20 protein-coding genes, 1 pseudogene and 1 riboswitch are annotated in these 24,906 nt (G+C 57.0%); of the genes and pseudogenes, 9 read left to right on the top strand and 12 right to left on the bottom strand.

The features are described from left to right. Positions 1-22: 22 nt before the first annotated feature. From ACR0I0_RS09745 to ACR0I0_RS09700, 10 genes are all read right to left on the bottom strand, one after another. Positions 23-1,987 carry a beta-galactosidase gene (locus ACR0I0_RS09745; protein ID WP_480491196.1) on the bottom strand — a complete coding sequence of 655 codons (1,965 nt, stop codon included), beginning with the start codon at positions 1,985-1,987 and terminating at the stop codon, positions 23-25. Then, entirely contained in the window at positions 1,984-3,630 is a 1,647-nt protein-coding gene (locus tag ACR0I0_RS09740) for an amino acid ABC transporter permease (RefSeq protein WP_210092922.1), read from the bottom strand. Before ACR0I0_RS09740 ends, ACR0I0_RS09745 begins: the two co-directional genes overlap by 4 nt. Before the next feature lie 64 nt (positions 3,631-3,694). Next, on the bottom strand, positions 3,695-4,444 hold the full coding sequence (locus tag ACR0I0_RS09735) for a basic amino acid ABC transporter substrate-binding protein (protein ID WP_171636130.1): 750 nt from the start codon (positions 4,442-4,444) through the stop codon (positions 3,695-3,697). 22 nt (positions 4,445-4,466) lie between these two features. Next, complete coding sequence (locus ACR0I0_RS09730) at positions 4,467-5,513, bottom strand: LacI family DNA-binding transcriptional regulator (protein WP_480491195.1); 1,047 nt, start codon at positions 5,511-5,513, stop codon at positions 4,467-4,469. Further along, complete coding sequence (locus tag ACR0I0_RS09725; RefSeq protein WP_480491194.1) at positions 5,513-6,262, bottom strand: sugar phosphate isomerase/epimerase family protein; 750 nt, start codon at positions 6,260-6,262, stop codon at positions 5,513-5,515. The genes ACR0I0_RS09730 and ACR0I0_RS09725 overlap by 1 nt, the downstream gene beginning before the upstream one ends. Before the next feature lie 71 nt (positions 6,263-6,333). After that, positions 6,334-7,416 (bottom strand): ABC transporter ATP-binding protein, encoded by a 1,083-nt coding sequence (locus ACR0I0_RS09720; RefSeq protein ID WP_480491193.1) that lies wholly within the window; start codon positions 7,414-7,416, stop codon positions 6,334-6,336. A 3-nt stretch (positions 7,417-7,419) separates the two neighbouring features. Continuing rightward, the gene (locus ACR0I0_RS09715; protein WP_480491192.1) at positions 7,420-9,075 is read right to left on the bottom strand and encodes an alpha-amylase family glycosyl hydrolase; all 1,656 of its coding nucleotides are present in this window, start codon (positions 9,073-9,075) and stop codon (positions 7,420-7,422) included. Between the two features lie 9 nt (positions 9,076-9,084). Continuing rightward, positions 9,085-10,233, bottom strand: a complete 1,149-nt coding sequence (locus tag ACR0I0_RS09710) for a carbohydrate ABC transporter permease (RefSeq protein ID WP_171636140.1) — start codon at positions 10,231-10,233, stop codon at positions 9,085-9,087. Between the two features lie 3 nt (positions 10,234-10,236). Then, the gene (locus tag ACR0I0_RS09705) at positions 10,237-11,244 is read right to left on the bottom strand and encodes a carbohydrate ABC transporter permease (protein ID WP_171723788.1); all 1,008 of its coding nucleotides are present in this window, start codon (positions 11,242-11,244) and stop codon (positions 10,237-10,239) included. 55 nt (positions 11,245-11,299) lie between these two features. Then, positions 11,300-12,658, bottom strand: a complete 1,359-nt coding sequence (locus ACR0I0_RS09700; RefSeq protein WP_480491189.1) for an ABC transporter substrate-binding protein — start codon at positions 12,656-12,658, stop codon at positions 11,300-11,302. A gap of 220 nt (positions 12,659-12,878) precedes the next feature. Here ACR0I0_RS09700 and ACR0I0_RS09695 point away from each other — a divergent pair, with 220 nt between their 5' ends. The 9 genes and pseudogenes from ACR0I0_RS09695 to ACR0I0_RS09655 all read left to right on the top strand — a co-directional run bounded on the left by ACR0I0_RS09695 (position 12,879) and on the right by ACR0I0_RS09655 (position 21,389). Continuing rightward, a complete protein-coding gene (locus tag ACR0I0_RS09695; RefSeq protein ID WP_171723790.1) occupies positions 12,879-13,916 on the top strand; it encodes a LacI family DNA-binding transcriptional regulator in 1,038 nt (345 codons plus the stop codon). Next, positions 13,913-15,214: pseudogene (locus ACR0I0_RS09690) on the top strand (GH1 family beta-glucosidase); the annotation flags it as partial. The gene ACR0I0_RS09695 and the pseudogene ACR0I0_RS09690, both read left to right, overlap by 4 nt. Next, on the top strand, positions 15,191-16,249 hold the full coding sequence (locus ACR0I0_RS09685) for a glucokinase (protein WP_480491361.1): 1,059 nt from the start codon (positions 15,191-15,193) through the stop codon (positions 16,247-16,249). The pseudogene ACR0I0_RS09690 and the gene ACR0I0_RS09685, both read left to right, overlap by 24 nt. A gap of 31 nt (positions 16,250-16,280) precedes the next feature. Continuing rightward, positions 16,281-17,207 (top strand): carbohydrate kinase family protein, encoded by a 927-nt coding sequence (locus ACR0I0_RS09680; RefSeq protein WP_171723792.1) that lies wholly within the window; start codon positions 16,281-16,283, stop codon positions 17,205-17,207. 16 nt (positions 17,208-17,223) lie between these two features. Then, a complete protein-coding gene (locus tag ACR0I0_RS09675) occupies positions 17,224-17,889 on the top strand; it encodes a D-lyxose/D-mannose family sugar isomerase (RefSeq protein ID WP_480491187.1) in 666 nt (221 codons plus the stop codon). A gap of 99 nt (positions 17,890-17,988) precedes the next feature. After that, a riboswitch (cobalamin riboswitch) is annotated at positions 17,989-18,185 on the top strand. A gap of 98 nt (positions 18,186-18,283) precedes the next feature. Beyond that, positions 18,284-18,640 (top strand): DUF1636 family protein, encoded by a 357-nt coding sequence (locus ACR0I0_RS09670; protein ID WP_171636155.1) that lies wholly within the window; start codon positions 18,284-18,286, stop codon positions 18,638-18,640. After that, on the top strand, positions 18,637-19,410 hold the full coding sequence (locus tag ACR0I0_RS09665) for an ABC transporter ATP-binding protein (RefSeq protein ID WP_480491186.1): 774 nt from the start codon (positions 18,637-18,639) through the stop codon (positions 19,408-19,410). Before ACR0I0_RS09670 ends, ACR0I0_RS09665 begins: the two co-directional genes overlap by 4 nt. A gap of 16 nt (positions 19,411-19,426) precedes the next feature. After that, positions 19,427-20,377, top strand: a complete 951-nt coding sequence (locus tag ACR0I0_RS09660; RefSeq protein WP_480491184.1) for an ABC transporter substrate-binding protein — start codon at positions 19,427-19,429, stop codon at positions 20,375-20,377. Position 20,378: 1 nt separating this feature from the next. Next, on the top strand, positions 20,379-21,389 hold the full coding sequence (locus ACR0I0_RS09655) for a FecCD family ABC transporter permease (RefSeq protein ID WP_171636159.1): 1,011 nt from the start codon (positions 20,379-20,381) through the stop codon (positions 21,387-21,389). 23 nt (positions 21,390-21,412) lie between these two features. On the opposite strand, the gene ACR0I0_RS09650 is transcribed toward ACR0I0_RS09655, so the two are convergent. Continuing rightward, on the bottom strand, positions 21,413-22,192 hold the full coding sequence (locus ACR0I0_RS09650; RefSeq protein ID WP_480491183.1) for an inositol monophosphatase family protein: 780 nt from the start codon (positions 22,190-22,192) through the stop codon (positions 21,413-21,415). Positions 22,193-22,458: 266 nt separating this feature from the next. Further along, the gene (locus ACR0I0_RS09645; protein WP_480491182.1) at positions 22,459-24,903 is read right to left on the bottom strand and encodes a GcvT family protein; all 2,445 of its coding nucleotides are present in this window, start codon (positions 24,901-24,903) and stop codon (positions 22,459-22,461) included. Positions 24,904-24,906 lie beyond the last annotated feature (3 nt).

Below are 24,906 nucleotides of genomic sequence, written 5' to 3'. Positions count from 1 at the left end.
GTTTTGGTTGAATCTCAGGGCGTTAGTTTACCTGCCAGACTGTGAATTCGTGCGCGCCGACCGGATCAGAGCCGATCAAAATTCGTCGTGATCCACCACCAGGCAGGGGTTTGGACATGTCACCAAAATTGAAGGCAAAATGCAACGTACCGAAGCGGGTTACACGTAAGTCTGGATCGCAGTCCAGAGGCTTCAGCCCTGCCCATTCCAAGACATCGCGCATAATCTCGTACAAGAGCGCACCGCAGGGCACCATGGCCAGATATGTCGCACGATCCGACCGGACAACCGCTGGGCTGGCGTCGCAATAGGCACTTTTGAAGCGCGCCAGGACATTTGCCTCGGTCTCGATGATTTCGCGCCAACCGGCAAAGTCAAAAAGCTGACCGTTCTGCAACAGCACGGATTCTCTTGCAATATCCGGCAGCGATTCGACACGGACGACACGGACGCCGGTCAGATCCGCCAACGCACCAGGCGCCAGATTCGAAGGCGTCTGCATTTGAGCCGTCTTGCTGCCGGACCGGGCACCAATCAAAAGCTTTGCCCCCGAAGCCTCAAGTCTTGCGGCCAGATCCGGGGTCACGATCATGCTTTGCGGCAGCACGATCAGGGCGTAACCTTCCAAACCATCCTGGGGACCCACAAAATCAATGTCCACCCCCAGACTGCGCAAGGCAGTGTACCATTCACGGAAGATATGGGAATTGGGGAAGTCATCATCATGCGGCAGAATATCGGCCGCCCAGATCGAAGCGTAATCCAGCATCATCGCCACCGAGGCTTTTCCGCGCGTCGTCGGCGGAAGCTTTTCACGATCCTGCACAATTTGAGCCAGTTCGAGCGCGGCTTGATCCACACTGCCATCCGAGCGCAGCAAGGCTGTATGGTATTGCTCCTGCGCGAACTTTGCCTGTCGCCATCGAAAGAACATCACAGCTTGCGCGCCGTGTGCATATGCGGCCCAGGTCCAAAGCCGAACCATCCCTTCGGCTGGGGAAGGGTTTTGTGCCGCCCAGTCCACCGGCCCCGGCTGCTGTTCCAACACCCATACCCGCCCCCGCCCCTGACTGCGATACAGGTCACAATGAAATCCCTGATAATCAGGCGCGCCGGTTCGCAGATAACGGCGCTTTTCCTTCTCTGACAGTGTTGAGCCCATCAAATTACCCAGCGGGTAGCTGTCAAAGCCGACGATATCCAGATCGGCGGCCACTGCGTGGTGATCGAATTCGAAACTGCCGGCCATGAAGTTGTGCGTGATATCTCGACCCGGCGCATGTTCGCGCAGCACGTCCACCTGTGTCTTGTTGAACAACCGCACCCTGTCCGAGGAATAGCGCCTGAAATCAAGGGCATGGGTGGGGTTGGGTGTAGCGACCAGACCATTGGGCAGTTCAATCTGGTCAAAGCCGGAATAAAGGCTCCCCCAGAACACGGTCCCCCAGGCCTCGTTCAATGCGTCAATTGTGCCGTATCGTTTTGCCAGCCAGCGCCGAAAGCCCGCCTGGGCAGCATTAGAATAGCTGAGAACGGTGTCGTGGTCATTGTACTCATTGTCGATCTGCCAGGCATGGACATGCGGGTTCTGGCCATACCTGGCGGCATATTCCGTGGCGATCCTTTGCGCCTCGGCCAGGTACACGTCACTGGAAAAACAATAATGTCTGCGGGAACCATAACCCCTGACCCGGCCGTCCGGGCCAACCGGCAGAATTTCGGGGTGCTCATCAATCAGCCATTTGGGAGGCGCAGCCGTTGGAGTCGACATCATGACCCGCAGGCCGGCCCGCCCCAGAATCTCGATGACGTCATCCAACCAGTTCCAATGAAACCGGCCGCGTTCCGGTTCAATCAGACCCCAGGTGAACTCGGCGATTCGAACCCAATCCAAACCCATCTCGACCATCCGTGCGGCGTCACTGCGCCACTGGGACGGGTCCCATTGTTCGGGGTAGTAGCAAACCCCAAGCTCCAGTTTGCTCATCGGTTGTCCTTTGCCGTGCGCCGTTCGATCCATTTCAGGAAGCTTGCGCAACAGAGGGTGAGTACCACATACAGAATTGCTGCCGTATTGAACGGCGCAAAGGGCAGAAAGCTTGCTGCCTGAAACTCTCGCATCCTTTGGGTCATGTCGCGGACGGACAGGATGGACAGCAACGAGGTATCCTTGATCATCGCGATGAATTCGTTGCCCAATGGCGGGGTGACGATCCGCAGGGCTTGCGGCAGAACGATCAGCCGCGCCGTCTGCCAGCGCGACAAGCCCAGCGAACTGCCTGCTTCCAGTTGCCCTTTCGGGATGGCCTCGATCCCAGATCGGAATATTTCCGCCATATAGGCCGAATACCCGACCGAAATCGCGATGATCCCGCGTGTCATGTTGGTCATATCAATGCCGCCCCCCGTGGCATCCTTGACCGCGCCCGCCAAGGGCAGGCCAATGTAAAGAATGATCACCAACATCGGAATGCCGCGTATCGTGTCCACGAAAAATTCGGCCCCGACCGCCAAGGGATGCAGCTTGTGCTGTGCGCCGCCAATGGTCAGCGTCAGCAGCAGAAAGCCGAAAACAGCAAAAGCCAGTGCGGGATTCCGGTATTTGTCAGGCAAGAAACTGGTCTGCCACAGAACTGGATAGCCTTGTGAATGAGCATCCACGGGAACAAACGCTCCGGAAACGCTGTCGACGGTTTCAATCTGCTCCAGGGCGGCCGCTGCATCAGTGGCGCTGCGTATGCGGTATTGTTGTTCGCCGGCACCGTCGAACTCTCCAAACCGGATGATGTCAGCCTGCGCCTGTGGTGTGCCGCGCACAATGGCAATGCGCCCTTCGGTGCTTCCGACCAGAACGTAACTGACCTGCGGCTGCATGAAGAAAAAGGCTGATATCGCAAGCAATGACAGGCTGATGGAACCATACAGAATCGTGGTGCGCGCCCGTGGTTTGAACGATTGCAACCCCACCCAGATCAAGCCCAGAATGGCCGAGAAGATATAGGCGAAGATGGCTGCGCGAAACGTAATGGCAACGCCCGTCGCGAACTGCCAGTGGGCCATGAACATCAGATAGAACAAAACCGCACCTGTAAGGCATTCCAGCCCCAAAAGAACGCGCCTGCGCCAAGGGGGTTGCAACCCCGCGGACAGCAGGCTCAAGGCGACAACACCTGTGTATGCGGCCAGAAGAACTTGCAGTCCTGTCTGAATCTGGGTCACGACTTCGGGATACAACACCCACGTCTGACTGGACCGGTCGATCAGGGTTGATGTGTTCTCGCTGAGCGCATGAAAGAAAACGGATTCCGCGAAGGGCATCAAAAGCTGTGGAGATAAAAAGCTTATGACCAAAAGCGCAATTGACGCGGGCAGCGCCGCAAGGGCCGAAGCGCGCAACCAGCCGGGGGCGTGATTGGTAAAACGTGCATACCGGGCGCAGAGATATCCAAGGATTGCAACCGAGACGATCAGCAGAAAGCCGACGAAAATCGGCCCTGCATTGTTGCCGATCCCCAGAATTGCAATCAGAGATCGCAGATATTTCGAGGACGTGGCGAACAGATAGACGATGAAGGGAGCGGCTGCGAGCAATACAAGATTGCTCGGGCGGATCGTGCTGAGACGCGACATGGAACTTCTCCGCTGAAACATGGCCCGGCAACGACTGCCGCCGGGCCCAGAAGGGCTTGGAGGATCAGTTTGTGCCCCAGTATTTGGCCTTCAGCGCGTCCAGCGTGCCGTCTTCCTGAATGGCGGCAAGACCGGCATTGATTGCATCCACCGTCGGGTCACCTTCCTGAAACACGATTCCCAATGGATCGGATTGCAGGCCTGTGATGCCTACGGTCAGTTCTCCGGCAAACTCCTGCTCGTAGGCCGCGGCAGAGGTGCCATCGATGATCACCCCTTGCACGTCTGCGTTCTGAAGCGCCAGAATAGCCGCCGAGAAATTGTCGTAGAGGCTGACATTCTCGCGCCCTACAAGCTCTTCCGCCAGTTGGGCGTTGGTCGTCGCGGTTTGTGCCGCCAGTTTCTGGCCACCCGCTTTGAAATCCTCAAGCGTCAAATCCGCGTTGTCGACTTGCATTAAAATGGCCTGACTGACAACGATGTACGGTTCGGAAAAGTCCATAGTTTCTTCACGTTCGGGCGTGATCGATACGCCCGAGATGACCAGGTCGAACTCACCCTGTTGAAGCGCCGCAAAGATGCCATCCCAGGCGGTGTTTACGAAATTCGGAACGCAGTTGATCTTTTCACAGATTGCATTCATCACATCGACATCAAAGCCTACGATTTCGCCAGTTGTTTCGTCGACGGTTTCCATCGGGGGATAGGTCGCATCCGTTCCGATCTTGAGAACGCGACCTTCCAGATCGGCGGCAAAGGCCGCAGGCGCTGTCAGCATTGCAAGCGTTGCAACGGCAAATAGGTTTTTGAACATGTTCGGTTTCTCCTCTGTTGGCTCAGTTGGTCTGCGCCATACCCGGCGCCGGGGTGTCAGGTTGCCGCTCGATCAATGTGGCCCTGATCTTTTTTTGCGTTTCCGACGGATCAACGCCGTCCAGTGTTTTTAGCATGAATTCACCCAGCAGGCGGCTGGTCTCGCCGATTGGCAAATAATAGGTGCTGGGTGGGGGGACGAAATACTGGCTGAGTTTCAGATCGTCGTTTGAAATGACGACGACATCCCTGCCGACCTGAACGCCCATATCGGCGGCGGCGGACAATGCGCCAAGGGTCATCGCCTCGTTGGCGCAAATGATGGCGCTTGGCCGGTTGTGCATTCGCATGAGCGACGCAAAGGCCCTTTGCCCGGTCTTCGCCGTGGTCGGGCCGGGAAGAACAAGGGCCGGGTCAAACTCCATGCCACCCGCCGACAAAGCATCAGAGTATCCCTGAAGTCGTTGACGGGCATAGATCAGGTCATCCGGCGGGTTGATAAGCGCTATCCGCCTGTGCCCCAATGCCAGCAGCCGAGACGTTGCATCAAAAGCAGCAGCCTGACTGTCTAGATCCACGTAAGGATGTGGTTGGGCACTGTCACTCATCCCGTATGTGACAAACGGAAATCCCTCATCTTGCAGATAGGCGATACGCGGGTCATTCACCCGAGTTCCCGAAAAGATTACGCCGTCTGCCAACCCTTCCTGTACAATGGAATGCAGGGTCTGCAATGCGGCTTCAACATCTCGTACACTGAAGACACTCAACTCATAGCGTGACCCTTGAACCGCGTCGGATATTCCGGCCAGGATCCGGGTGAATTCCACACCCTCCCACTCTTCAGCGGCGCTGCCCGAAACGCTGACCAATACCGCAATCCTGTAGGATTTATTGGTGCGCAGCTTCAGGCCGTCCAGATTGACCCGATACCCAAGCTCCGACGCCGCCTTTTGGATCTCTTCCCGCGTTTCCCGTTTAACCGACGAAGCGCCGCGCAGGGCGTTTGAAACCGTGCCTACTGAATAGCCTGTCATACGGGCGATCGATTTGATCGTCGCCCGCGCCATCAGCCGATACCCCCAAGCCGTTCAGTCAAAAACAACCGCCCCATTTGCAAGGTGCGCCTGTGATCGGCGGTTTCATCATGCTCGACGAAAAGGTCGGTGCACTTGGTGCTTGAAAGGGCTCGTATCGTGGCGTCCCAATCGACAACACCCTCACCCGGATTGCGCCAGCGCCTGTCGCCTGATCCGCCCTGCGGATCCACGTCCTTTGCATGAACCGACAGGATACGATCCGCATGGCGCACCAGCAGGTCAGCCACGTCCTGACCGGCCGCGACAATCCAACCGATATCGGGCTGCCAATAGATGTTTTCTTGCGCCAGAATCAGTTCAAGAGGTGTTTTTCCCGGCGCGCCGAACAGATCAAAGTCGTGGTTGTGATAGGCCAAACTGACGCCGTGATCTCCAAGTTGATCTGCCCAATCGGACAACTGGCCCGACACTGCCTTCCATCCCTCGACAGTGCCGGGCCGCGCCTGTGGCGCCAGCCAAGGCATGACCGCCACCTGGCATTCCAAAAGGTGCAGTACTTCAACGATGTCGTCGAAACGCTCGTGGAACTCCTCCCAATCAAAATGTGCAGAACGAAGGTTAAGACCTGATTGATGGACGATGCGTGCCATCTCTTGCGGTGTCATGTCATGCAGACCGGTAGTTTCGATATCCGAAAACCCGCAAGCGGAAACCAACTTCAGTTGGTCCGAGAGGTCACCGTATTGCCGAACCGTGTAAAGCTGCGCCGATACCCGCATTTTTCACCATTGAAACGTTTCAATTATGGTGAAACACAAAACGCAATTCTGTCAAGAACTGCGTTTCGCTGCTATTTGCGCATGGACAATCCATTGTGGAACAGATGCACCTTGTCCGGTGAGGCCGTGACCGAGACCGTCTGGCCGCGCAGGTTCCGCTGAACCCCCGGAAGCTTTGCAGTGACTGCATCCGCACCATCGGTTTTCTCAAAATACAGCAGCGTGACTTCGCCCAGGGCTTCGGTGAAATCCACCTTGCCGGACAGAATCGCGGAGTCTTCCGACATGGCCAAGTCTTCGGGGCGCACCCCGATATTGACCTTTTTCCCAAGGTCAATGTCTTCGGTTGGAACCGCGGATCTTGCAATCCCGCCTGATGACAGTTCAACGGTGGTCGTTTCGCCGGTTCCGGTGATTGTGCCGGACAGCAGGTTCATGGAAGGCGAACCGATGAACTGCGCAACAAACTCGTTGTCAGGCGCCTCATACAGTTCAAGCGGTGTCCCGACCTGCGCGATGCCCTTGTTGGCCAATACCACGATCCGACTGGCCAGTGTCATCGCCTCGACCTGATCGTGGGTCACGTAGATCATGGTGCTGTCAGGCATGGCCTCTTTCAGACGCGCGATCTCGATCCGCGTGGCCACCCGAAGTGCCGCGTCGAGGTTCGAGAGGGGTTCGTCGAACAGATACACCTTTGGGTCACGTACTATCGCGCGCCCGATGGCAACGCGTTGACGCTGCCCCCCGGAAAGAGCTTTTGGCAGGCGGTCCAGGAATGGTTCCAGCTGAAGGATTTGAGCGGCACGGTCCACGGCAGCATCAATCTCGGCCGTGGGCATCTTCGCGATTTTCAGGGCAAAGGCCATGTTCTCGCGAACGGTCATGTGGGGATACAAGGCATAGCTTTGAAACACCATCGCGATGCCCCGCTGTGCAGGCGGAACATCGTTCATGACCTGCCCTTCGATTTCCAGCGTGCCGCCTGTAATCTTCTCCAACCCGGCAATCATCCGCAGCAGGGTGGACTTGCCGCAGCCGGAAGGACCGACAAAAACGATCAGTTCGCCTTGTTCGATGTCGAGGTTGATGTTCTTCAAAACATCGACAGGGCCATAGGACTTGGCGACGTCCGTGAGGTTGAGTTCAGACATGCTTTATCCCTTTTTCCTGTACATCAGGATGAACTGCGCCGCGTTCAGGACAACGTTGCCGCTTCCTTCGACACCGCCCAGGTCCTGACCCATCACCTGCCAACTGCCTTCGGGCAGCTTGAACGCGGTAGAATCCGTGCCCAGATTGAAGGCGCAGAATATCTGCTCATGCGAATCCTCACGCATAAAAGACAGAATCGAATTCGTTTCCCTCATGCCGGTCTGCGCCCCCGCTGCCAAAGCAGGATGCGCATGTCGCAAGGCAATGGCGCGACGGTAGTGGTTCAACATCGAGCCTGGATCCGCCTCCAATCGGTCCACCGCCTGCCCGGCCTGCTGTGCGCTTACCGGCAGCCAGGGCTCTGCTGTGCTGAAACCCGATTGTTCATCTTGTGCCGCCCAAACCATCGGCGTGCGGCAGCCATCGCGGCCCTTGTATTCGGGCCAGAACTCGATGCCGTAGGGGTCTTGCAGTTTCTCGAACGGCACATCCGCTTCGTGCAGGCCCAGTTCTTCGCCCTGATAAAGGCAGGCAGAGCCGCGCAGACACATCATGAGAACCGCGTGCTGGCGGGTTGCGGCGTCATCCAATTTCCAGCGCGAGACGTGACGTTGCACGTCGTGGTTGGAAAATGCCCAACATGGCCATGCGTCACCTGCCTTCGCTTCCAACTGGTCGAAAACGTGCTTGGTGTAAGTGGCCGTCAATGCACGTTTTTCCAGGAACTCGAAGGCATAGCACATGTGCATCCGCTTATCCCCGGATGTGTATTCGCCCATGATCTCGAGCCCACGCTGCGCATCTCCGACCTCGCCCAAACAAGCCCGGCCTTCATATTCGTCCGTCAAGGCCCGCAGTCTTTCGAGGAAGGCGATGTTCTCGGGCTGGCTTTTTGAAAACAGGTGGTCCTGATGGTTGTAGGGGTTCACGGCCGGTGCGATCGTGGCGTTGCGTTGATCCATCGGCAGCGCAGGATTGTCGCGCAGCGCCTTGTCGTGGAAATAGAAATTGATGGTATCCAGCCGAAAGCCATCCACTCCCAGATCAAGCCAGAACCGCGCCACGTCCAGCAACGCATCCTGAACATTCGGGCAGTGGAAATTCAGATCCGGCTGCGATGTCAAGAAGTTGTGCAGATAATATTGCAGCCGTCGGGCATCCCATTGCCAGGCCGAGCCGCCGAAGATCGAAAGCCAGTTGTTTGGTGGCGTGCCATCCGGCTTGGGGTCAGCCCACACATACCAATCGGATTTCGGGTTTTCACGGCTGCTGCGGCTTTCGCTGAACCAAGGGTGCTGGTCCGACGTGTGCGACAGAACCAGATCGATCATGATCTTCAACCCTTTGGCATGCGCCTGATCCAGAAGCTCTTTGAAGTCCTCAAGCGTTCCGAACATGGGGTCGACGTCGCGATAATCGCTGACGTCGTAACCAAAATCCTTCATCGGCGATTTGAAAAACGGCGAGATCCAGATTGCATCAACGCCCAGCGAGGCGATGTAATCCAGTCGCGCAGTGATGCCCTTCAAATCACCGATCCCATCCCCGTTGCTGTCCTGAAAACTGCGTGGGTAGATTTGATAGATCACACCACCGCGCCACCAGTCCGAAGACAGTTTCGTTGCTTTGCATTGTTCAGGGTTGTTCTGCACGTTCATCAGACGCCTCTATTTGACAGATCCGGCCAGCAGGCCCCGGACCAGGTATTTTTGCATTGCGAAGAAGACGACCAGCGGCACGAAGATCGAGACAAAGGCAGCGGTGGCAAGGATTTCCCAATTGCCGCCACGTGTACCCAGCAGTTCGACGATGCGGTTCGTCATCACGGTTGTCTGGCCGGTCGCGTCGATCAGGAAAACCTTGGCAACAAGCAGGTCATTCCATGTCCACAGGAACTGGAAAATCGCGAAAGACGCCAGCGCCGGGAAGCTGAGTGGCAGGATCAGTTTGGTAAAGATCTGAAACTCTGTGGCGCCATCGACGCGGGCGTTTTCGATCAGATCACGCGGCAATCCGGCCATGTAGTTGCGCAGCAGGTAAATCGCCAGGGGCATCCCAAAGCCTGTATGCGCAAGCCAGACTCCCAGATAGCCTTTGCCGATCCCGATATTGAGGTGAAATTTCAGCAACGGGATCAAGGCCAATTGAAGCGGAACGACCAAAAGGCCAACAACGGCCGCAATCAGCAGGGCGCGCCCGGGAAACTCCATCCACGCCAGCGCATAAGCCGCAAAGGCGGCAACCAGAATCGGGATGATTGTTGCAGGGATGGTCACCGTCAGCGTGTTGAAGAACGCCTTGGCCATGCTGTCCGTACTGCTTTGATCCAGAAGAACCTTTCGGTAGTTTTCCAAAGTGAACTCGGGTGGCAGTTCCGCTGTTACGAAGATGCGCGCACCACGTTTCCCGGTGAATTCCTCGGTGTTTTCCATACGATAGTTGCCCGCCGCATCCACCGTGATCGTACCACCTCGGCGCAGCTCGGCTGTTTGGCCCGGTTCAAATGCATCAACCTCGCGCGAACTGATCCCCCATCTGGAAATCGTTGCTTGCTCATCTTCGCCGAACAACGCCCCCTGAATGACATACAGTCCGTTTTCCAGCACCTGCGTCTCGGGCGCGGCACTGCGAAGCGTCAGGTTTTGTTCAGAGGGAAACAGCGACCGCCACCAGCCGCTGGACGAAATCTGATCTGCCGTCCGAAAGGACGAAATCAACAAGCCAAGCGTAGGAATGACCCAAAGAGCCACCAGGAAGATGACTGACAGATGCACCACCCATCTGAGCGCTGGTTTGGTTCCGGCGATATCGCTCATGGCTTACTCCATCTCCTTGCGCGCGTTGCGCACGTTCCAGACGAGGATCGGCGTAACAAGCAACATGATCACCATGGCCGAGGCGGATCCGACGCCCCAGTCATTGGCCCGGAAAAGCTTGTCGTACATGTAGTTTGCCAGCACCTGCGTCTCCCACTGGCCGTTCGTCATGGCAAAGACGATGTCGAACACTTTGAGAACGGTGATCGTGATCGTCGTCCAAACAACAAGGATCGTGGTTTTGATCTGCGGTACCTTGATCTTGAAGAAGATCTGAAAGGGATTGGCCCCATCCAAAATGGCCGCCTCGATGGTTTCTTCGGGAATACCGCGCAAGGCCGCCGACAGGATGACCATCGCGAAACCCGTCTGTATCCAGATCAGGACAACCATCAGAAAGAAACTGTTCCAGAAGGGGATTGTTAACCAAGTGTTGGGTTCGGTTCCGCCGAAGAAGATGTACAGCGCGTTCAGGATGCCTATCTGGTCCTGTTCCGCTGGTCGCGCATCATAAACCAGTTTCCAGATCACCGATGCACCAACAAATGAAATGGCCATCGGCATGAAAATCAGGGATTTGGCAAAGTTGCCCCAGCGGATGCGGTCGGTCAGTTGCGCCACGAGAAGACCAAAAGCCGTTGACATGGCCGGCACGACGATCAGCCAGAACATGTTGTTGCGCATGGCTTCCCAAAACTTCGGCTCCGCCGCCATTTGGGTATAGTTGTCCAGGCCAACCCAACGGTATCCGCCACCGGGCACGCGTTCCGTAAGCGAAAGGCGCAAGGTTTCAACCACCGGATACGCCAGATACAGCCCCAATGCAGCAAGCGCCGGGAACAGAAACAACCACGGGCGGATCAAGTTCGCACGGTTGATGTTTCGGCCCGCCTTTGGCCCGCGCGGCGGAAACAGGACTTTGTCCAGAAACTGGTTGGAAAGATAGAAGTAGCCCACGCAACCCGACACGCCGATGGCGATCGTCAGCAGGCCTTGTAATGCGGGTGTCATGATACGCCCATCCGTTTGGCAAACGGGGCGGCCTCAGGACCGCCCCATGAGTTGGTCACTTGATTGCGTCCCAGGAGGCCTGGATTTCACGTGCCACGGTGGCTGCATCTTTTGCACCCGACGAGTAATCGACCATCCCGGTCCAGAACGTACCTGCCCCGACTGCACCGGGCATCAGGTCGGACCCGTCAAAGCGGAAGGTCGTTGCGTTGGTCAGAATTTCACCCTGTCCCCGCTGTGAATCATTCGAATAGTTCGCCGGGTCCGCACCCAGATGTGGCGTCAGGAAACCGTCCTGCGACATCATGATCTCATGGGCGAAAGGTGTCTTGAGGAACTCCAGAAAGGCTTCGGCAGCAGGGTTTGGGTTGGTGATTGTGAACAATGTCCCTGCCCCAAGTACCGGTGTCCCCAGGTCTTTTTCGGCATAAGCCGGGAAGTAGAAGAAATCAGCATCCACCCCCAATTCGGTGCCTTCCGGAAAATAGGCGGGAATAAACGAAGCCTGACGATGCATCATGCAAGCGGGCGGGCTATCGAAAAGACCTTTGGGGCTGTCACGGAAATCGATTGCCGCCGTGTCGTCTGCGTCACCTACGACATAGTCGTCATTCCGGGTAAAGCTGCCATATTCCTCAATCGCGGCTATGACGCGGGGATCATCGAACTTCATTTCGTTCGAAACCCATTGGTCATAGACTTCAGGTGGTTGCGTACGCAGCATAAGATCCTCGACCCAGTCCGTCGCAGGCCAACCCGTTGCGCCGCCCGAGGCCAGACCGACGCACAAAGGCGTCTCGCCGTCCTCGACCATCTGATCGATCAGAGCCTTGAATTCTTCCATGGTTTCGGGCACTTCATACCCAAAGTCTTCGAAGTTTTCGGGCACGTACCAAACCAGCGATTTGACGTTCACATTGAAGAAGAACCCGTAAAAATCGTCAGACCCTTCCGCGTCCTCAAACGTACCCAGATCGACCCAGGATTGTCCCGCGGCGAAGTTTTCCTTGATCCAGTCCGCAGTGCCTTCGGCCAATGGCGTCAGATAGCCCTGTTTTGCGAGGTTTGCCGCCAAACCAGGCTGCGGGAAAACAGTCAGATTCGGCGCCGAGCCTGCGGCCGCATCAATCAGGATCTGCTGTTCCAGAGAATCCGAACCCACATAGCTGGAATTCGCGCCTGTTGCCTCATCGAAATAGGCCACGAGGTTTTCGAAGGACTTGCCCTCGCCAGCCAGCCAGGGGCCGAAAATGGTCAGGCTTTCGCCGGAAAGATCATTCGCTTCGGCAAAGGCCTGAAACCCATCCCAGTCAAAACTGCCCTCGCCGACGGCGTGGATCATCTCACCCTCTGCCTGAACTGATCCGGCCATCAGGGCGAGTGCCGCCGCACCTGCGTAAAGCCCGTGTTTCATCAAATCCTCCTCCCAAGCTTTCATGTACTCAAAGACTCGCTTTCAAAGCGCTTTGGATGACGTGTGTTATCCGCTAACATCGGCACCCTGTCAATGTTTTGCTTCCCAGCGCCAAAATAAATTATATTTTTTGCTTTTAACGCAAAACAAGTTGACGGATGCCGTATTTGCTCACAAAACAAAAAAGAGCCACTCAATTTAAGGCGCTTTGAATCGTAAAATGAACCTGAAGCAGCTCTCGGAAGTTCTGGGCCTTTCGCAAACTACGGTCAGCCGGGCGCTGAACGGGTACCCCGAAGTGAGCGAGGACACACGTGCGCGCGTTCAAGCCGCGGCACGCAAACACGGGTACCGGCCGAACAGTCGCGCCAAAGGGCTTGCGACCGGACGATCGATGGTGATCGGCCACGTCATTCCCAGCTCGTCCCGGCATGAAATGGTCAACCCGATCTTCGGAGATTTCGTCGCCGGTGCCGCAAAGAAATACGCTGAACATGGCTATGACATGATGTTCACCAATGCCGACGACACTTCGATTGAAGAAGCGTATCGGAGTCTTTTTAAGCGCGGCGCGGTGGACGGAGTCGTGCTGCAAGGCCCCAAAGTAAACGAACCACGGATCGAAGTCCTGACCCGCATGGGCGTCCCATTCATCGTGCACGGACGCTCGACCGGCGTCGACGCTCAGTATGACTGGATCGACGTGAACAACAAAAGTTCGTTCATGCGCGCCACGCGCTTTCTGATTGACCTTGGCCATCGCCGTATCGCTCTGATCAACGGTCTGGAAGATATGGATTTTGCCCAACGCCGCCGCGACGGATATCTTGAGGCGCTTGGTCAGGCCGGGCTTGCGCCCGATGCAAATCTGATGCGCAGCGCTGAAATGACAGAGGTTTACGGCCATCACGAAACGCAGAACATGTTGCGCCTCGATTCCCCTCCGACCGCTATTTTGTGTTCATCGATGATCTCTGCCATCGGCGTACGGCGTGCGCTGTCCGAAAACGGGCTTGAGATGGGTACGGATGTGTCAGTGATCGCCCATGACGACGACCTGTCCTATTTGAAGAACGGGCAGGATGTTCCGATTTTCACGGCAACACGCTCATCCGTCCGTCAGGCGGGTGAAATGGCGGCTGACATGTTGATCCAGCGCATCAAATCCCCGAATGATCCCGTCAAAACTAGGCTGCTGGAGGCCGAGCTGGTCGTTGGTAGGTCAACCGGCCCTGCACCCAACAGGGTGCAACCATGAAATACGCACGCGCTGACTTTCCCAAAGATTTTCTCTTTGGTGTTGCCACTTCTGCGTACCAGATTGAAGGCCACGCACAGGGCGGGGCGGGGCGAACTCATTGGGATACCTTTGCGGCGTCGCCAGGCAACGTGGTGCGCGGGGAAAACGGAGACGTCGCCTGCGATCACTTGAACCGGTTCGAGCAGGATTTCGATCTGGTGCGCGAGGCCGGGTTTGACTGTTATCGTTTTTCAACCAGCTGGGCACGCGTACTGCCGGACGGGCGTGGTCAGGTCAATCAGGCAGGGTTGGATTATTATGACCGATTGGCGGACGCCCTGCTGGAGCGCGGTATCCGCCCCTGTGTGACGCTTTATCATTGGGAATTGCCGTCAGCGCTTGCGGATCAGGGGGGATGGTGCAATCGCGACATCGCGGATTGGTTCGCGGATTATACACAGGTCATCATGGGTCGGATCGGAGACCGGATGTTCAGTGCCGCGCCGATCAACGAACCCTGGTGCGTCAGTTGGCTGAGCCATTTTGAAGGCCACCATGCGCCCGGTCTGCGCGATATCCGCGCCGCGGCCCGGGCGATGCATCACGTTTTGTTGGCCCACGGGCGGGCCATTCAGACCATGCGCAGTCTTGGGATGAGCAATCTGGGTGCCGTGTTCAACCTCGAATGGTCCGAGCCCGCGGATGACAGCGCAGATGCGCGGCTTGCGGCAGATCGCTACGATGCGATCTACAACCGGTTCTTCCTTGGCGGTGTTTTCAACAAGGAATATCCCCAAATAGCCCTGGAGGGGTTGGAGCCGCACTTGCCCAAGGGCTGGCAGAACGACTTTGAAACCATCGGCACACAAGTCGATTGGTGCGGGTTGAACTACTATACCCGAAAGTTGATAGCCCCGGCGGACACCGCTTGGCCCAGCCTGCAAGAGGTTACCGGACCGTTACCCAAAACGCAGATGGGATGGGAAATCGATCCCTCTGCCCTAACCCGCTTTCTTGTCAGAGCAAGGAAAGACTATACGGGCGCCCTGCCAATCTATATCACCGAAAACGGTATGGCGAGTGAGGAGCGAGTGCAGGACGATGATCGTATCGATTATCTCGACAAGCACCTTGCGGCCGTACTGGACGCTTTGGCACAAGGTGTTCCGGTGGATGGCTATTTTGTCTGGTCGCTGCTGGACAATTATGAATGGGCCTTCGGGTACGAGAAGAGGTTTGGACTGGTGGACGTGGATTTCGAAACACTTGCGAGAACGCCCAAAGCGTCTTTCATGGCGCTGAAATCCGCCCTGTCCGGGGGTCAGAGTGTCTCTCAGCCGTTAGCGCAACCATTCGGTGCCGTGCATGAGCATTGGAACCTGGTTGCGGATATCGGCGGTACGAACACACGTCTGGGCGTTGTTACGAACGGAGAATTGGCAGATCTTCGGAAACACCCGACGGGGACATTGGAAGATCTGCTCGAGGCGTTCCATGACCTCAGGGACGAGATCGGAACCAACCCACAGGCCGTCGTAGCAGCCGGAGCCGGGCCGGTCAGGGACGGAACGATTCAGTTGACCAACGCGAACCTGGATCTTTCGGAAACCGAGCTGACGAAAGCAACAGGAGCAGAGCGCACTTTTGTCATAAATGATTTCACCGCTGCGGCGTGGTCAGTGGCCGAGGTGACTCGGTCGGATGTTGCGGTCTTGCAGGGTCAGGAGGCGCCGCCCGCAGGCACACGGCTGGTTGTAGGGCCCGGAACCGGGCTTGGCGTTGGTGCTTTGCTTTTTTCCGAAGGCAGGTATCACACGGTCTCCGGCGAAGGCGGGCACGTGGGCCTGTACCCGCGCCATCGCGACGAAGTTGAGATCTTTGAGGCGGCACGTCGCATCGCACCGGGCTGTTTCTTTGGCGACAGCCTGGCGCTGGAAGCAGAAATGTTCCTGAGCGGAACCGGCCTGCCGATCCTGTATCAGGCGGTTGAATTGGCAGCCGGTCAGGCGCGGTCTCAGGCGCGCTCTGCAAAGGAAATTCTGAACGATGCCCGCAACGGTACCGATCTGGTCGCCGAAAAAGCCGCGCAGATTTTTACCACCCATCTGGGTGCTTTGATGGGTGATCTGGCGGTCACCTTGATGCCAGAGGGAGGCGTTTTCCTCGTCGGCGGCGTTGCCGAGAAAAACCGCTGGCTATTCAGTGACAGTTTCAAGGATGCGTTCAACGGCGGCGGCCGCTTCAGCGATTTGCGCCGTTCCCTGAACCTCTACGTGTCTGAACAGGCAGAGTTCGGGATCATCGGCGCAAACAACTTCTGCAAGAACGCGCTGAGACAGCAACCAGACTGACCGAATTCTCTGTACCAAGAAGGACCAAGACATGATTCTGTGCTGTGGTGAAGCGCTGATAGATATGATTTCAGAACCGACCGCGTCGGGCGCAATTGGTTTTGTGCCACATACTGGTGGTGCAGTTCTGAACACAGCCGTCGCGATGGGACGTCTGGGTGTTCCGGTTGGGATGCTGACAGGTTTGTCATCGGACATGTTCGGCCAGCAACTGATCGATGCGCTGAAAGCGAGCCATGTGGACACGACACATGTCATCATCTCGGACCGCCCTACCACGCTTGCCTTTGTGCAGCTCTCGGATGGACACGCGTCTTACAGCTTTGTTGATGAAAACACCGCAGGCCGGATGTTGCTGCCCGAGGACATGCCCGATCAGCTTCCCGCTGTCTCTGCCCTGTATCTCGGCGGAATCAGCCTTGCGTGTGAACCTTGCGCAGATGCATATGCCGCCCTTCTGGACCGCCACGGTTCCGACCGTGCGGTGATGCTGGACCCGAATATTCGCCCGGATTTCATCAAGGATCAAACCCGGTTTCGGACGCGTTTGAACCGCATGATCTCGCGTGCGGATATCGTCAAGGTTTCAGACGAGGACCTGGACTGGATCATTCCGGGCGCTGAATCCGAAGCCGCAAAGGCGTCTGTGCTGTTGCAGGCGGGTCCTTCCGTTGTCATCGTCACGCGCGGCAGTGACGGGGCGCACGGTTACCTGGCGGATGGTTCCGAAGTTTCGGTTCCTGTGAAGCCCGTTGAAGTGGTCGATACGATCGGCGCAGGTGACACGTTCAACGCCGGCGTTCTGACCGAGCTCAGCCGCGCAGGGCATCTGACCAAGTCAGGTCTGCGCGGATTGACGGTTGAAAGCCTGCAAGCAGCCATGGAACTGGGCGCTGACGTGGCGGCCGTGACCGTTTCCCGAGCCGGGGCAGAACCCCCCTGGGCGCACGAACTTTGATCTGTGGGACGGCATGATGAAACGATCCGAAATCAACCGTATCAAGACCCGGGCACAGGCGTTCATTCAGTCCTTCGGTGCCGCGTTGCCACCCTTTGCGGATTGGTCGCCCGAGAAAATGCGCAGCCCTCTGGCCGAAACGATCCGCAGTCGCGGGCTGGGATGGGACATTACCGATTACGCCCAGGGCCGTTTTGATGAACTTGGACTGTTTCTATTCACTTTGCGCAATGGTGAGGCGAAGGATCTGAAATCCGGGCGCGGGATGCTCTATGCGGAAAAACTGTTGATCTCGAAAGAAAATCAGCTTTCTCCGATGCACCGGCATATCATCAAGGCAGAAGACATCATCAACCGGGGCGGCGGCGATCTCGTTCTGGAAATCCATGCGTCGGATCCAAACGGTGGCGTCGACCGCGACAACCCGGTGACGGTCCCAAGCGATGCCTGCCCTGTAACCTTGCAACCCGAAGAGCACTTGCGGCTGAAGCCGGGGCAAAGCGTAACTCTGATGCCCGGCATCTGGCACGCTTTCTGGGCCGAGCGCGGTGATTGCCTTATTGGCGAGGTATCGACCGTGAATGACGACCGAACGGACAATGTGTTTGAAAAGCCAATCCCACGGTTTTCAAAGATTGAGGAAGATACCGAACCGGATTTTCTTCTTGTATCAGACTATTGACACCGTTCGGTCCGGGCTGGCGCAGCAGGATCGCTGGCTCAACCGTTGCAATTCCGTCCACCACCCTTTCGCCTGCCGCTTGACAAGTCAGGCGTAGCCGGACTAGCTGAGCGGGATGGTTCCGTAAGAGATGAAAATGGGAACACGGTGCGGCGCTGGAATGTGCCAAGTCCGTGACTGCCCCCGCAACTGTAAGCGGTGAGCGACGCCACTTCACCACTGACCCAAAAGGGTTGGGAAGGTCGGCCAAGCAACGACCCGCAAGTCAGGAGACCTGCCATCACACTATGAACCAACCCGAGGCGGGGCGTCTCGGAAGGAGGCTTGATGGCGCGTTTGCGTAATATCCGGGTATGTGCCCTCTGTTTGCATCTGGCAAACGACGGAGAAGGCAATGACCTGCTATTCTGATCACTACGTTCTGATCTGTTCAACATGTCAGGGGACGATGTCTGCCGAAGCCGCACAAGACGCGCTGGATGCCCGGTTGCCTGACGGTTTTGAAACCCGAATGGTGGCCTGCATGGCAGGTTGTGAACGGGCCATGACCGTCGGATTTCAGGCCCCGGGCAAAGCGCAGTACCTGTTTGGCGATATCACGACATCCCGCGATCTGTCTGCCTTGGTCGAATTTGCGATCCAGTTCGGCGACAGCGACGACGGCTGGACCAGTGCCTCGGACCGCCCCCCTGCCCTTTTCGCAAAGACCTTATCGCGAATTCCCGCTTTACCTTTCGGGGGGTCATCATGAGTTTTCTGATTGCAGAGAATTTGGGATACTACGCTCTCAATGGCGACATCCTGTTGCAGGATGTGTCCTTTCGTCTGGAAGAAGGATCAATTCTGGCAATCGCCGGGCCGAACGGCGCCGGCAAAACCACTCTGCTGAAACTGCTGTGCGGGATTGAACGGATTGCGTTGGGCGATGTTTGGATAGAAGGACAAAGCCTTCGGACCCTGTCCGCCCGCCAACGTGCCCGCTCCATTGCTGTGGTCGGGCAGCAGGAAATGCCCGACGGGCGGATGCGCCTGCAAGACTACGTTGCGCTGGGGCAAATCCCGATTCAGGGCGAACGTTCGGTGACTCAGCACAGGGCTGATCTTGAACGGGTGCTGACGACGACCGAGCTGTTGCATTTTGCCAACAAAACGATGGGTCAACTGTCCGGCGGAGAACGTCAGCGCGCGCACATCGCGCGCGCTCTGGCCCAGAACCCGTCCTTGCTGTTTCTGGACGAGCCAACCAACCATCTGGACCCCGATGCCAAGGGGCACATGCTGTCTCTGGTCGCTGATCTGGGGGTAACGGTCGTCATGATCGTCCATGATCTGGTCATGATCCCGGAATTCGCCACCCATGTGGCGTTGATGAAAGCCACGCGCCTGACGGGGTTCGGGCCTGTTGGCGAAGTTCTGACCCCAGACCGGGTAAGTGAGACATTCGGCGTGGATTATCTGTGCTTTCAGCACGAAGGCCGCATGATCCCCGCACTGGACATCCGAAAACGGAAATTGTCATAATAACAGGAACTTACATATGATGCAGAAACTCTGGCCGGTGGTTGTCTTCGCTGGCTTCGCAGGTGGCGTGGCAGCGGAAGCCGTCACCGTGGACAATTGCGGCGAACCGCTGGTTTTTGACTCGGCGCCGGAACGTCTGGTCGTACATGATATGAACATGGCGGATATGGCCTTTGCACTCGGCCTTCAGGACAAGATCGTGGGACTTACCGGGATTTCGGGCTGGTACAAAACCAGCCCTGACTTTGATGCTCAGCGCGGCGACATCCCAGAGCTTGCCCCCAAGTACCCGACGATTGAAAACCTTGTGGCCGTCGAACCTGATCTGTTTTTTGCCGGTTGGTACTATGGCATGAAACCCGGCGGAGATGTCACGCCCGACACGCTGGAACCCTTTGGTATCAAGACCATGATCCTGACCGAAAGCTGCGTGCATCTGGACGAGGATCGCCCCGAAGCCAGCATGAACCTGTTGTTTGATGACGTTCTGCGCCTGGGCAAGGTCATGCAGGTCGAAGACAAGGCCGAGGCGCTGGTTGCCGGCTGGAAGGACAAGTTGTCCGCCATTCAAGCAAAAACAGCCGATCTGGAAAAGCCGCGGGTATTCCTGTTGGACGGACCGGCCGATGCTCCGTTTACCGCCGGCAAGTTCGCCATTCCCGATGCGATGATCGCAGCCGCTGGCGGTGAGAACGTAACTCATGATCTGGATACCAGCTGGGGCCGCACGTCGTGGGAAGCTGTGGCAGCGGCTAACCCGGAATTTCTGGTGCTGCTCGACTATCAGTCCGGCAACGGCGCAGAGGACACTTTCCAGTTCCTCAAGGATCACCCGGTGATGTCACAAACGGACGCGGTAAAGAACGAGCGCTGGATTGGCCTGCGTTACGAAGAGCTGACTCCCGGCCCGGCAAATATCGAGGCGATCGAGAAGATGGCACAGGCGATGCACCCGGAGACCAACTGATATGGTCCAATTGGGCCGTTTGATAGTGCTGGGGGCGGTTGTTCTGACCGCCCTTTTGCTGTTGTCGATCGTCTATGGGACCACCCCAATCCCCGTGCGCGAAGTCTTTTCGGCAATCGGCCTCGGAACCGGTATGGTGGAAGGAGACATGTCGCCCTTGCACCGGATCGTCTTCGACCTTCGCCTGCCCCGCGCCCTGTTTGCCGCCGTGATTGGTGCGGGTCTGGGCGTCGTTGGTGTCGTTCTGCAAACAACGACGCGAAACGATCTGGCAGATCCGTTTCTGTTCGGTCTGTCCTCGGGTGCTGCTGCCGGCGCCGTTCTGGTGATCACCGTCACAGGGGATGTCCTGGGAATCTGGACGTTGCCGCTGGCAGCATTTTGCGGTGGCCTGATCGCGTCCGGCATTGTTCTGGCGCTGGTTCAGGGCTTGCGTACGAGCGCACCCGAAAAACTGATCCTGGCTGGCCTGGCGGTGTCCTTTCTGTTTTCCGCAATCACCAACTACCTTATTTTCTCTGGCGACAATCGCGCGGCTCATTCGGTGATATTCTGGATGCTTGGCGGCCTGGGACTGGCAAGATGGGAAACATTCCCGCTTGTCCTGATCGGACTGGGCCTGATCCTGAGCTATTCACTTTATCGCAGTCGGTGGCTTGACGCGCTGCTGACCGGGGATTTCACAGCCTCGTCACTGGGTATTCCCGTTCAAGGTCTGCGGTTCAGCATGTTTTTCGTTGCCGCTTTGGCGACGGCCAGTTTCGTTTCAGTTGCCGGTGTCATCGGCTTTGTCGGGCTGATGGTGCCTCATATTGCACGCGGCATCGCCGGTACTCTGCACCGAAACCTGCTGATCGTCTCGGCGATCGTGGGCGCGATTCTGCTGACATTGTCCGATATCTTGTCACGCCTTCTTCTGGCCCCGCAGGAGTTGCCCGTCGGAATCGTCACAACGTCAATAGGATCACTTTTTGTCTTTTTGTATTTGTTCAAATCTGATCGCGGAAGCTAGTTTTCCAAGGTTGCGCAACACTGTCATTTCTCAGCATTGATGAGGTCAAGCAGTTCAGCATGCAGTTCAGGGGTTGCGGCGGAAACGACCGCGCCATCTGAATCGAGGGCCAACGCATGCCCGTGCCAATCGGTCATCACTCCGCCAGCAGCCGTGATCAGAGGTGAAAGCGCCAGATAGTCATAAGGTTGCAGATCGTAATCCACCACAGCATCGACATGGCCCGAAGCAAGCAAGGCATGGGGGTAACAATCATAGGCAAATCGGCGCGTCTGCCCTGCATTCATCAACCGGTTGAACAGGTCAGGATGGTCGCAAAAAATCTTGTCGCCTTCATTCACATACAAAACCGAATGATCCAGACGCGTGGTGTGCGACACCTCTATCGGCCGCCCGTTCAGGCTGGCCCCGTTACCAACCACACCCAAATAGGTCTCATGCAAGGCCGGCATTCCGACCAGCCCCAACCGAGGGCGCCCATCCACAAGGTGCGCCAAAAGGAACCCGAACAAAGGATGGCCGGACAGAAACGAACGGGTTCCGTCAATCGGGTCAATCACCCACATATGACGCCCGTCGCCTGCTTCTTGCCCGTGCTCTTCGCCAAAGATGCCGTGTCCGGGAAAATGCTGTTTCAGGTAGGTTCGTACTTCTGCCTCAACTGCCTTGTCGGCCTGCGTCACCGGGCTTTCATCCTGTTTGAATTCAATGCCCAAAGACCCCCGAAAAAACCGCATCGCGGACTCCGAGGCAATATCAGCAATCTTCATCGCATGCTCAGTCAACGCATCTGGGGTTACCATTTCCGGTCCTTTCGGCTGAAGTCATCCAATCTCCGACGGATGAAAGGTTGTTTACCCAGAAAGCTGAATGAGAAGTCTTGCAGTTCAGTTTTCAGATGGGCATGAGGTGTGACAATACTGAAACTTTATCAATGGCTTATGGATCGAAATCCGTCAGATTCGACGAACTTTCGCACATTCGGGGCGGATTTGCCCTGTTTGCATGCTTTCCCCATGTGTTCCGATCGCCGTGCGTGTGTCGGTAGATCTGCTCTTGCACCCTCGGGTCAGGTCTTCACCCGGCTCATCTGCGGGTCGTAAAGCGGTTGCAGCGTCACTTCGCAAGGAACCCTCTGAGTGGCGACATCCAATTCATATGTCCCTGATGTGACGTATTGTGCGTCGACACCGTTGGCGTTTCGGATGTAACCGTAGCCGATCGACTTTCCGACGGTGTAACCATAGCCGCCCGAAGTCAGCCATCCGACCCTTTCGCCATTCCGATAGATCGTTTCACGCCCCAGAAGAACAACCTCGGGGTCAACCGTGAAACATGCCAGCATCTTCTTTACGCCGCCGGTTTTTTGCGCCTCAGAGGCGGCGCGCCCTTTGAAATCAATATTTTTCCGGAGTTTCACGGCCCAGCCCAAGCCGCTTTCGAACGGCGTATGATCCGGCCCGATGTCCGAGCCCCAGGCGCGATAGCCTTTTTCAAGACGCAGCGATTCAATTGCCCTGTAGCCCGCATTGATCAAACCATGCGGGCGCCCTGCCTCCGTCAAGGCGTCATACACGGTCTGTGCATATTCCACCGGCAGGTGCAGTTCCCAGCCCAGCTCACCCACATAAGTCACGCGCAGCGCCTTGACCGGGCACCCCGCGATCCCGATGGTGCGGATCGTGCCAAACTTGAATCCGCTGTTCGAGACGTCATCGCGCGTCACCGCCGCCAGAATCTCACGCGATTTTGGCCCCATCAATGACAGAACCGCATTCGATGAGGTGATATCGAACAGCTGGCAATTCATGCCCTCGGGAATGCTGCGGTTGATCCAGTCGAAGTCATGGGTGGCATAGCCGGTGCCGGTGACGATATAGAACTCATCATGGGCTACGCGCCCAACAGTCAGGTCACACTCGATCCCGCCCTTGTCGTTCAGCATTTGGGTATAGACAAGCGCACCAACCGGCTTGTCCACATCATTGGCACAGATCCAGTTCATCGCCGCCAAAGCATCCGGGCCCTTGAGGGCGAATTTGGCGAAAGAGGTCTGATCGAACAACACAGCCGCTTCGCGTGCCGCTTTATGTTCGCGCCCGACAGCATCGAACCAGTTCTGGCGGCCAAAGCTGTATTCATCCTTGGGCACCTCGCCCTTTGACGCGTCCGCGTACCAGTTGGGGCGTTCCCAGCCCAGTTTCTCGCCAAAACACGCGCCCTGCTTTTTCAGCGTGTCATAAAGCGGCGATTTTCGGCAGGGGCGGCCCGAGTCATGTTCCTCATGCGGCCAACCCATCGTGTAGTGTTTGCCATATGCCTCGACGGTACGTGTGCGAACCCAGTCGGTGTCGAAATGCGGGCGGCCAAAGCGGCGGATATCGGCAGACCACAAATCGAAGGGCGGCTCACCCTTGTGCACCCATTCCGCCAGCGCCATGCCCGCACCACCGCCAGCCGCGATGCCAAAGGCATTGAAGCCCGCACCGACGAAAAAATTCCTCAACTCGGGCGCTTCGCCGATGATGAAATTGCCGTCGGGCGTGAAGCTTTCCGGCCCGTTGGTCAGCGTCTTGACGCCAGCGTTCTCCAACGCGGGCACGCGCCCCAGCGCAAGTTCCATCAGCTGTTCGAAATGATCGAAGTTGCTGTCGAGAAGGGTATAGTGGAAACCTTGCGGAATACCCTTGGTGGCCCAGGGGATCGGGTTCGGCTCATAGCCGCCCATGACCAGACCTCCGACTTCTTCCTTGTAGTAAGTCAGCCGGTCGGGATCGCGCAAAGTGGGCAGATTGCCGGGCACGTCGAAAGGTTCTGTCACCATGTACTGGTGCTCCATCGGAACCAAAGGAACGTTGACGCCAAAGCGGCTGGCAAAGGTGCGGGACCATTGCCCGGCGCAGCAGATCACTTTTTCACACTCGATCCGACCGTGTTCGGTGATTACCGCACGAATTTTGCCATCTTCGATCTCGATATCGGTGACTTTGGTATCTTCGAATATCTTCGCCCCGGCCATGCGGGCGCCCTTGGCCAATGCCTGCGTGATATCTGACGGGTTCGCCTGACCGTCTGTCGGCAGGTAAGCCGCGCCGATCACGTCAGAGACATCCATCAAGGGCCACAGCTCCTGCGCCTCGGATGGGGTCAGAAGCTGCATGTCCAGACCAAAGGAATGCGCCGTAGTGGCCTGGCGTTTCACCTCGGTCCAGCGCTCTTCGTTGCAGGCCAGACGCAAGCCGCCGTTCATCTTCCAGCCAGTGCCAAGCCCTGTTTCCTCTTCGATCTTGTTGTACAGATCGACGGAATAGCCCAGCAATTGCGTGATATTGGCGTTCGAACGCAACTGTCCCACCAGCCCTGCGGCGTGGAAGGTGGTGCCCGAGGTCAGTTTCCTGCGCTCCAGCAGCACCGTATCCGTCCAGCCCAGCTTGGCCAGGTGATAGGCGGTCGAGCAGCCGATGATCCCGCCACCGATAATGACGGCTTTGGCTGTATTCGGAAGGTCGGTCATGTC

Source organism: Ruegeria sp. AG6 (assembly GCF_056541565.1).
Note: the sequence above shows the minus strand (reverse complement) of the source record. Positions and strands in the feature narration are given on the sequence as shown.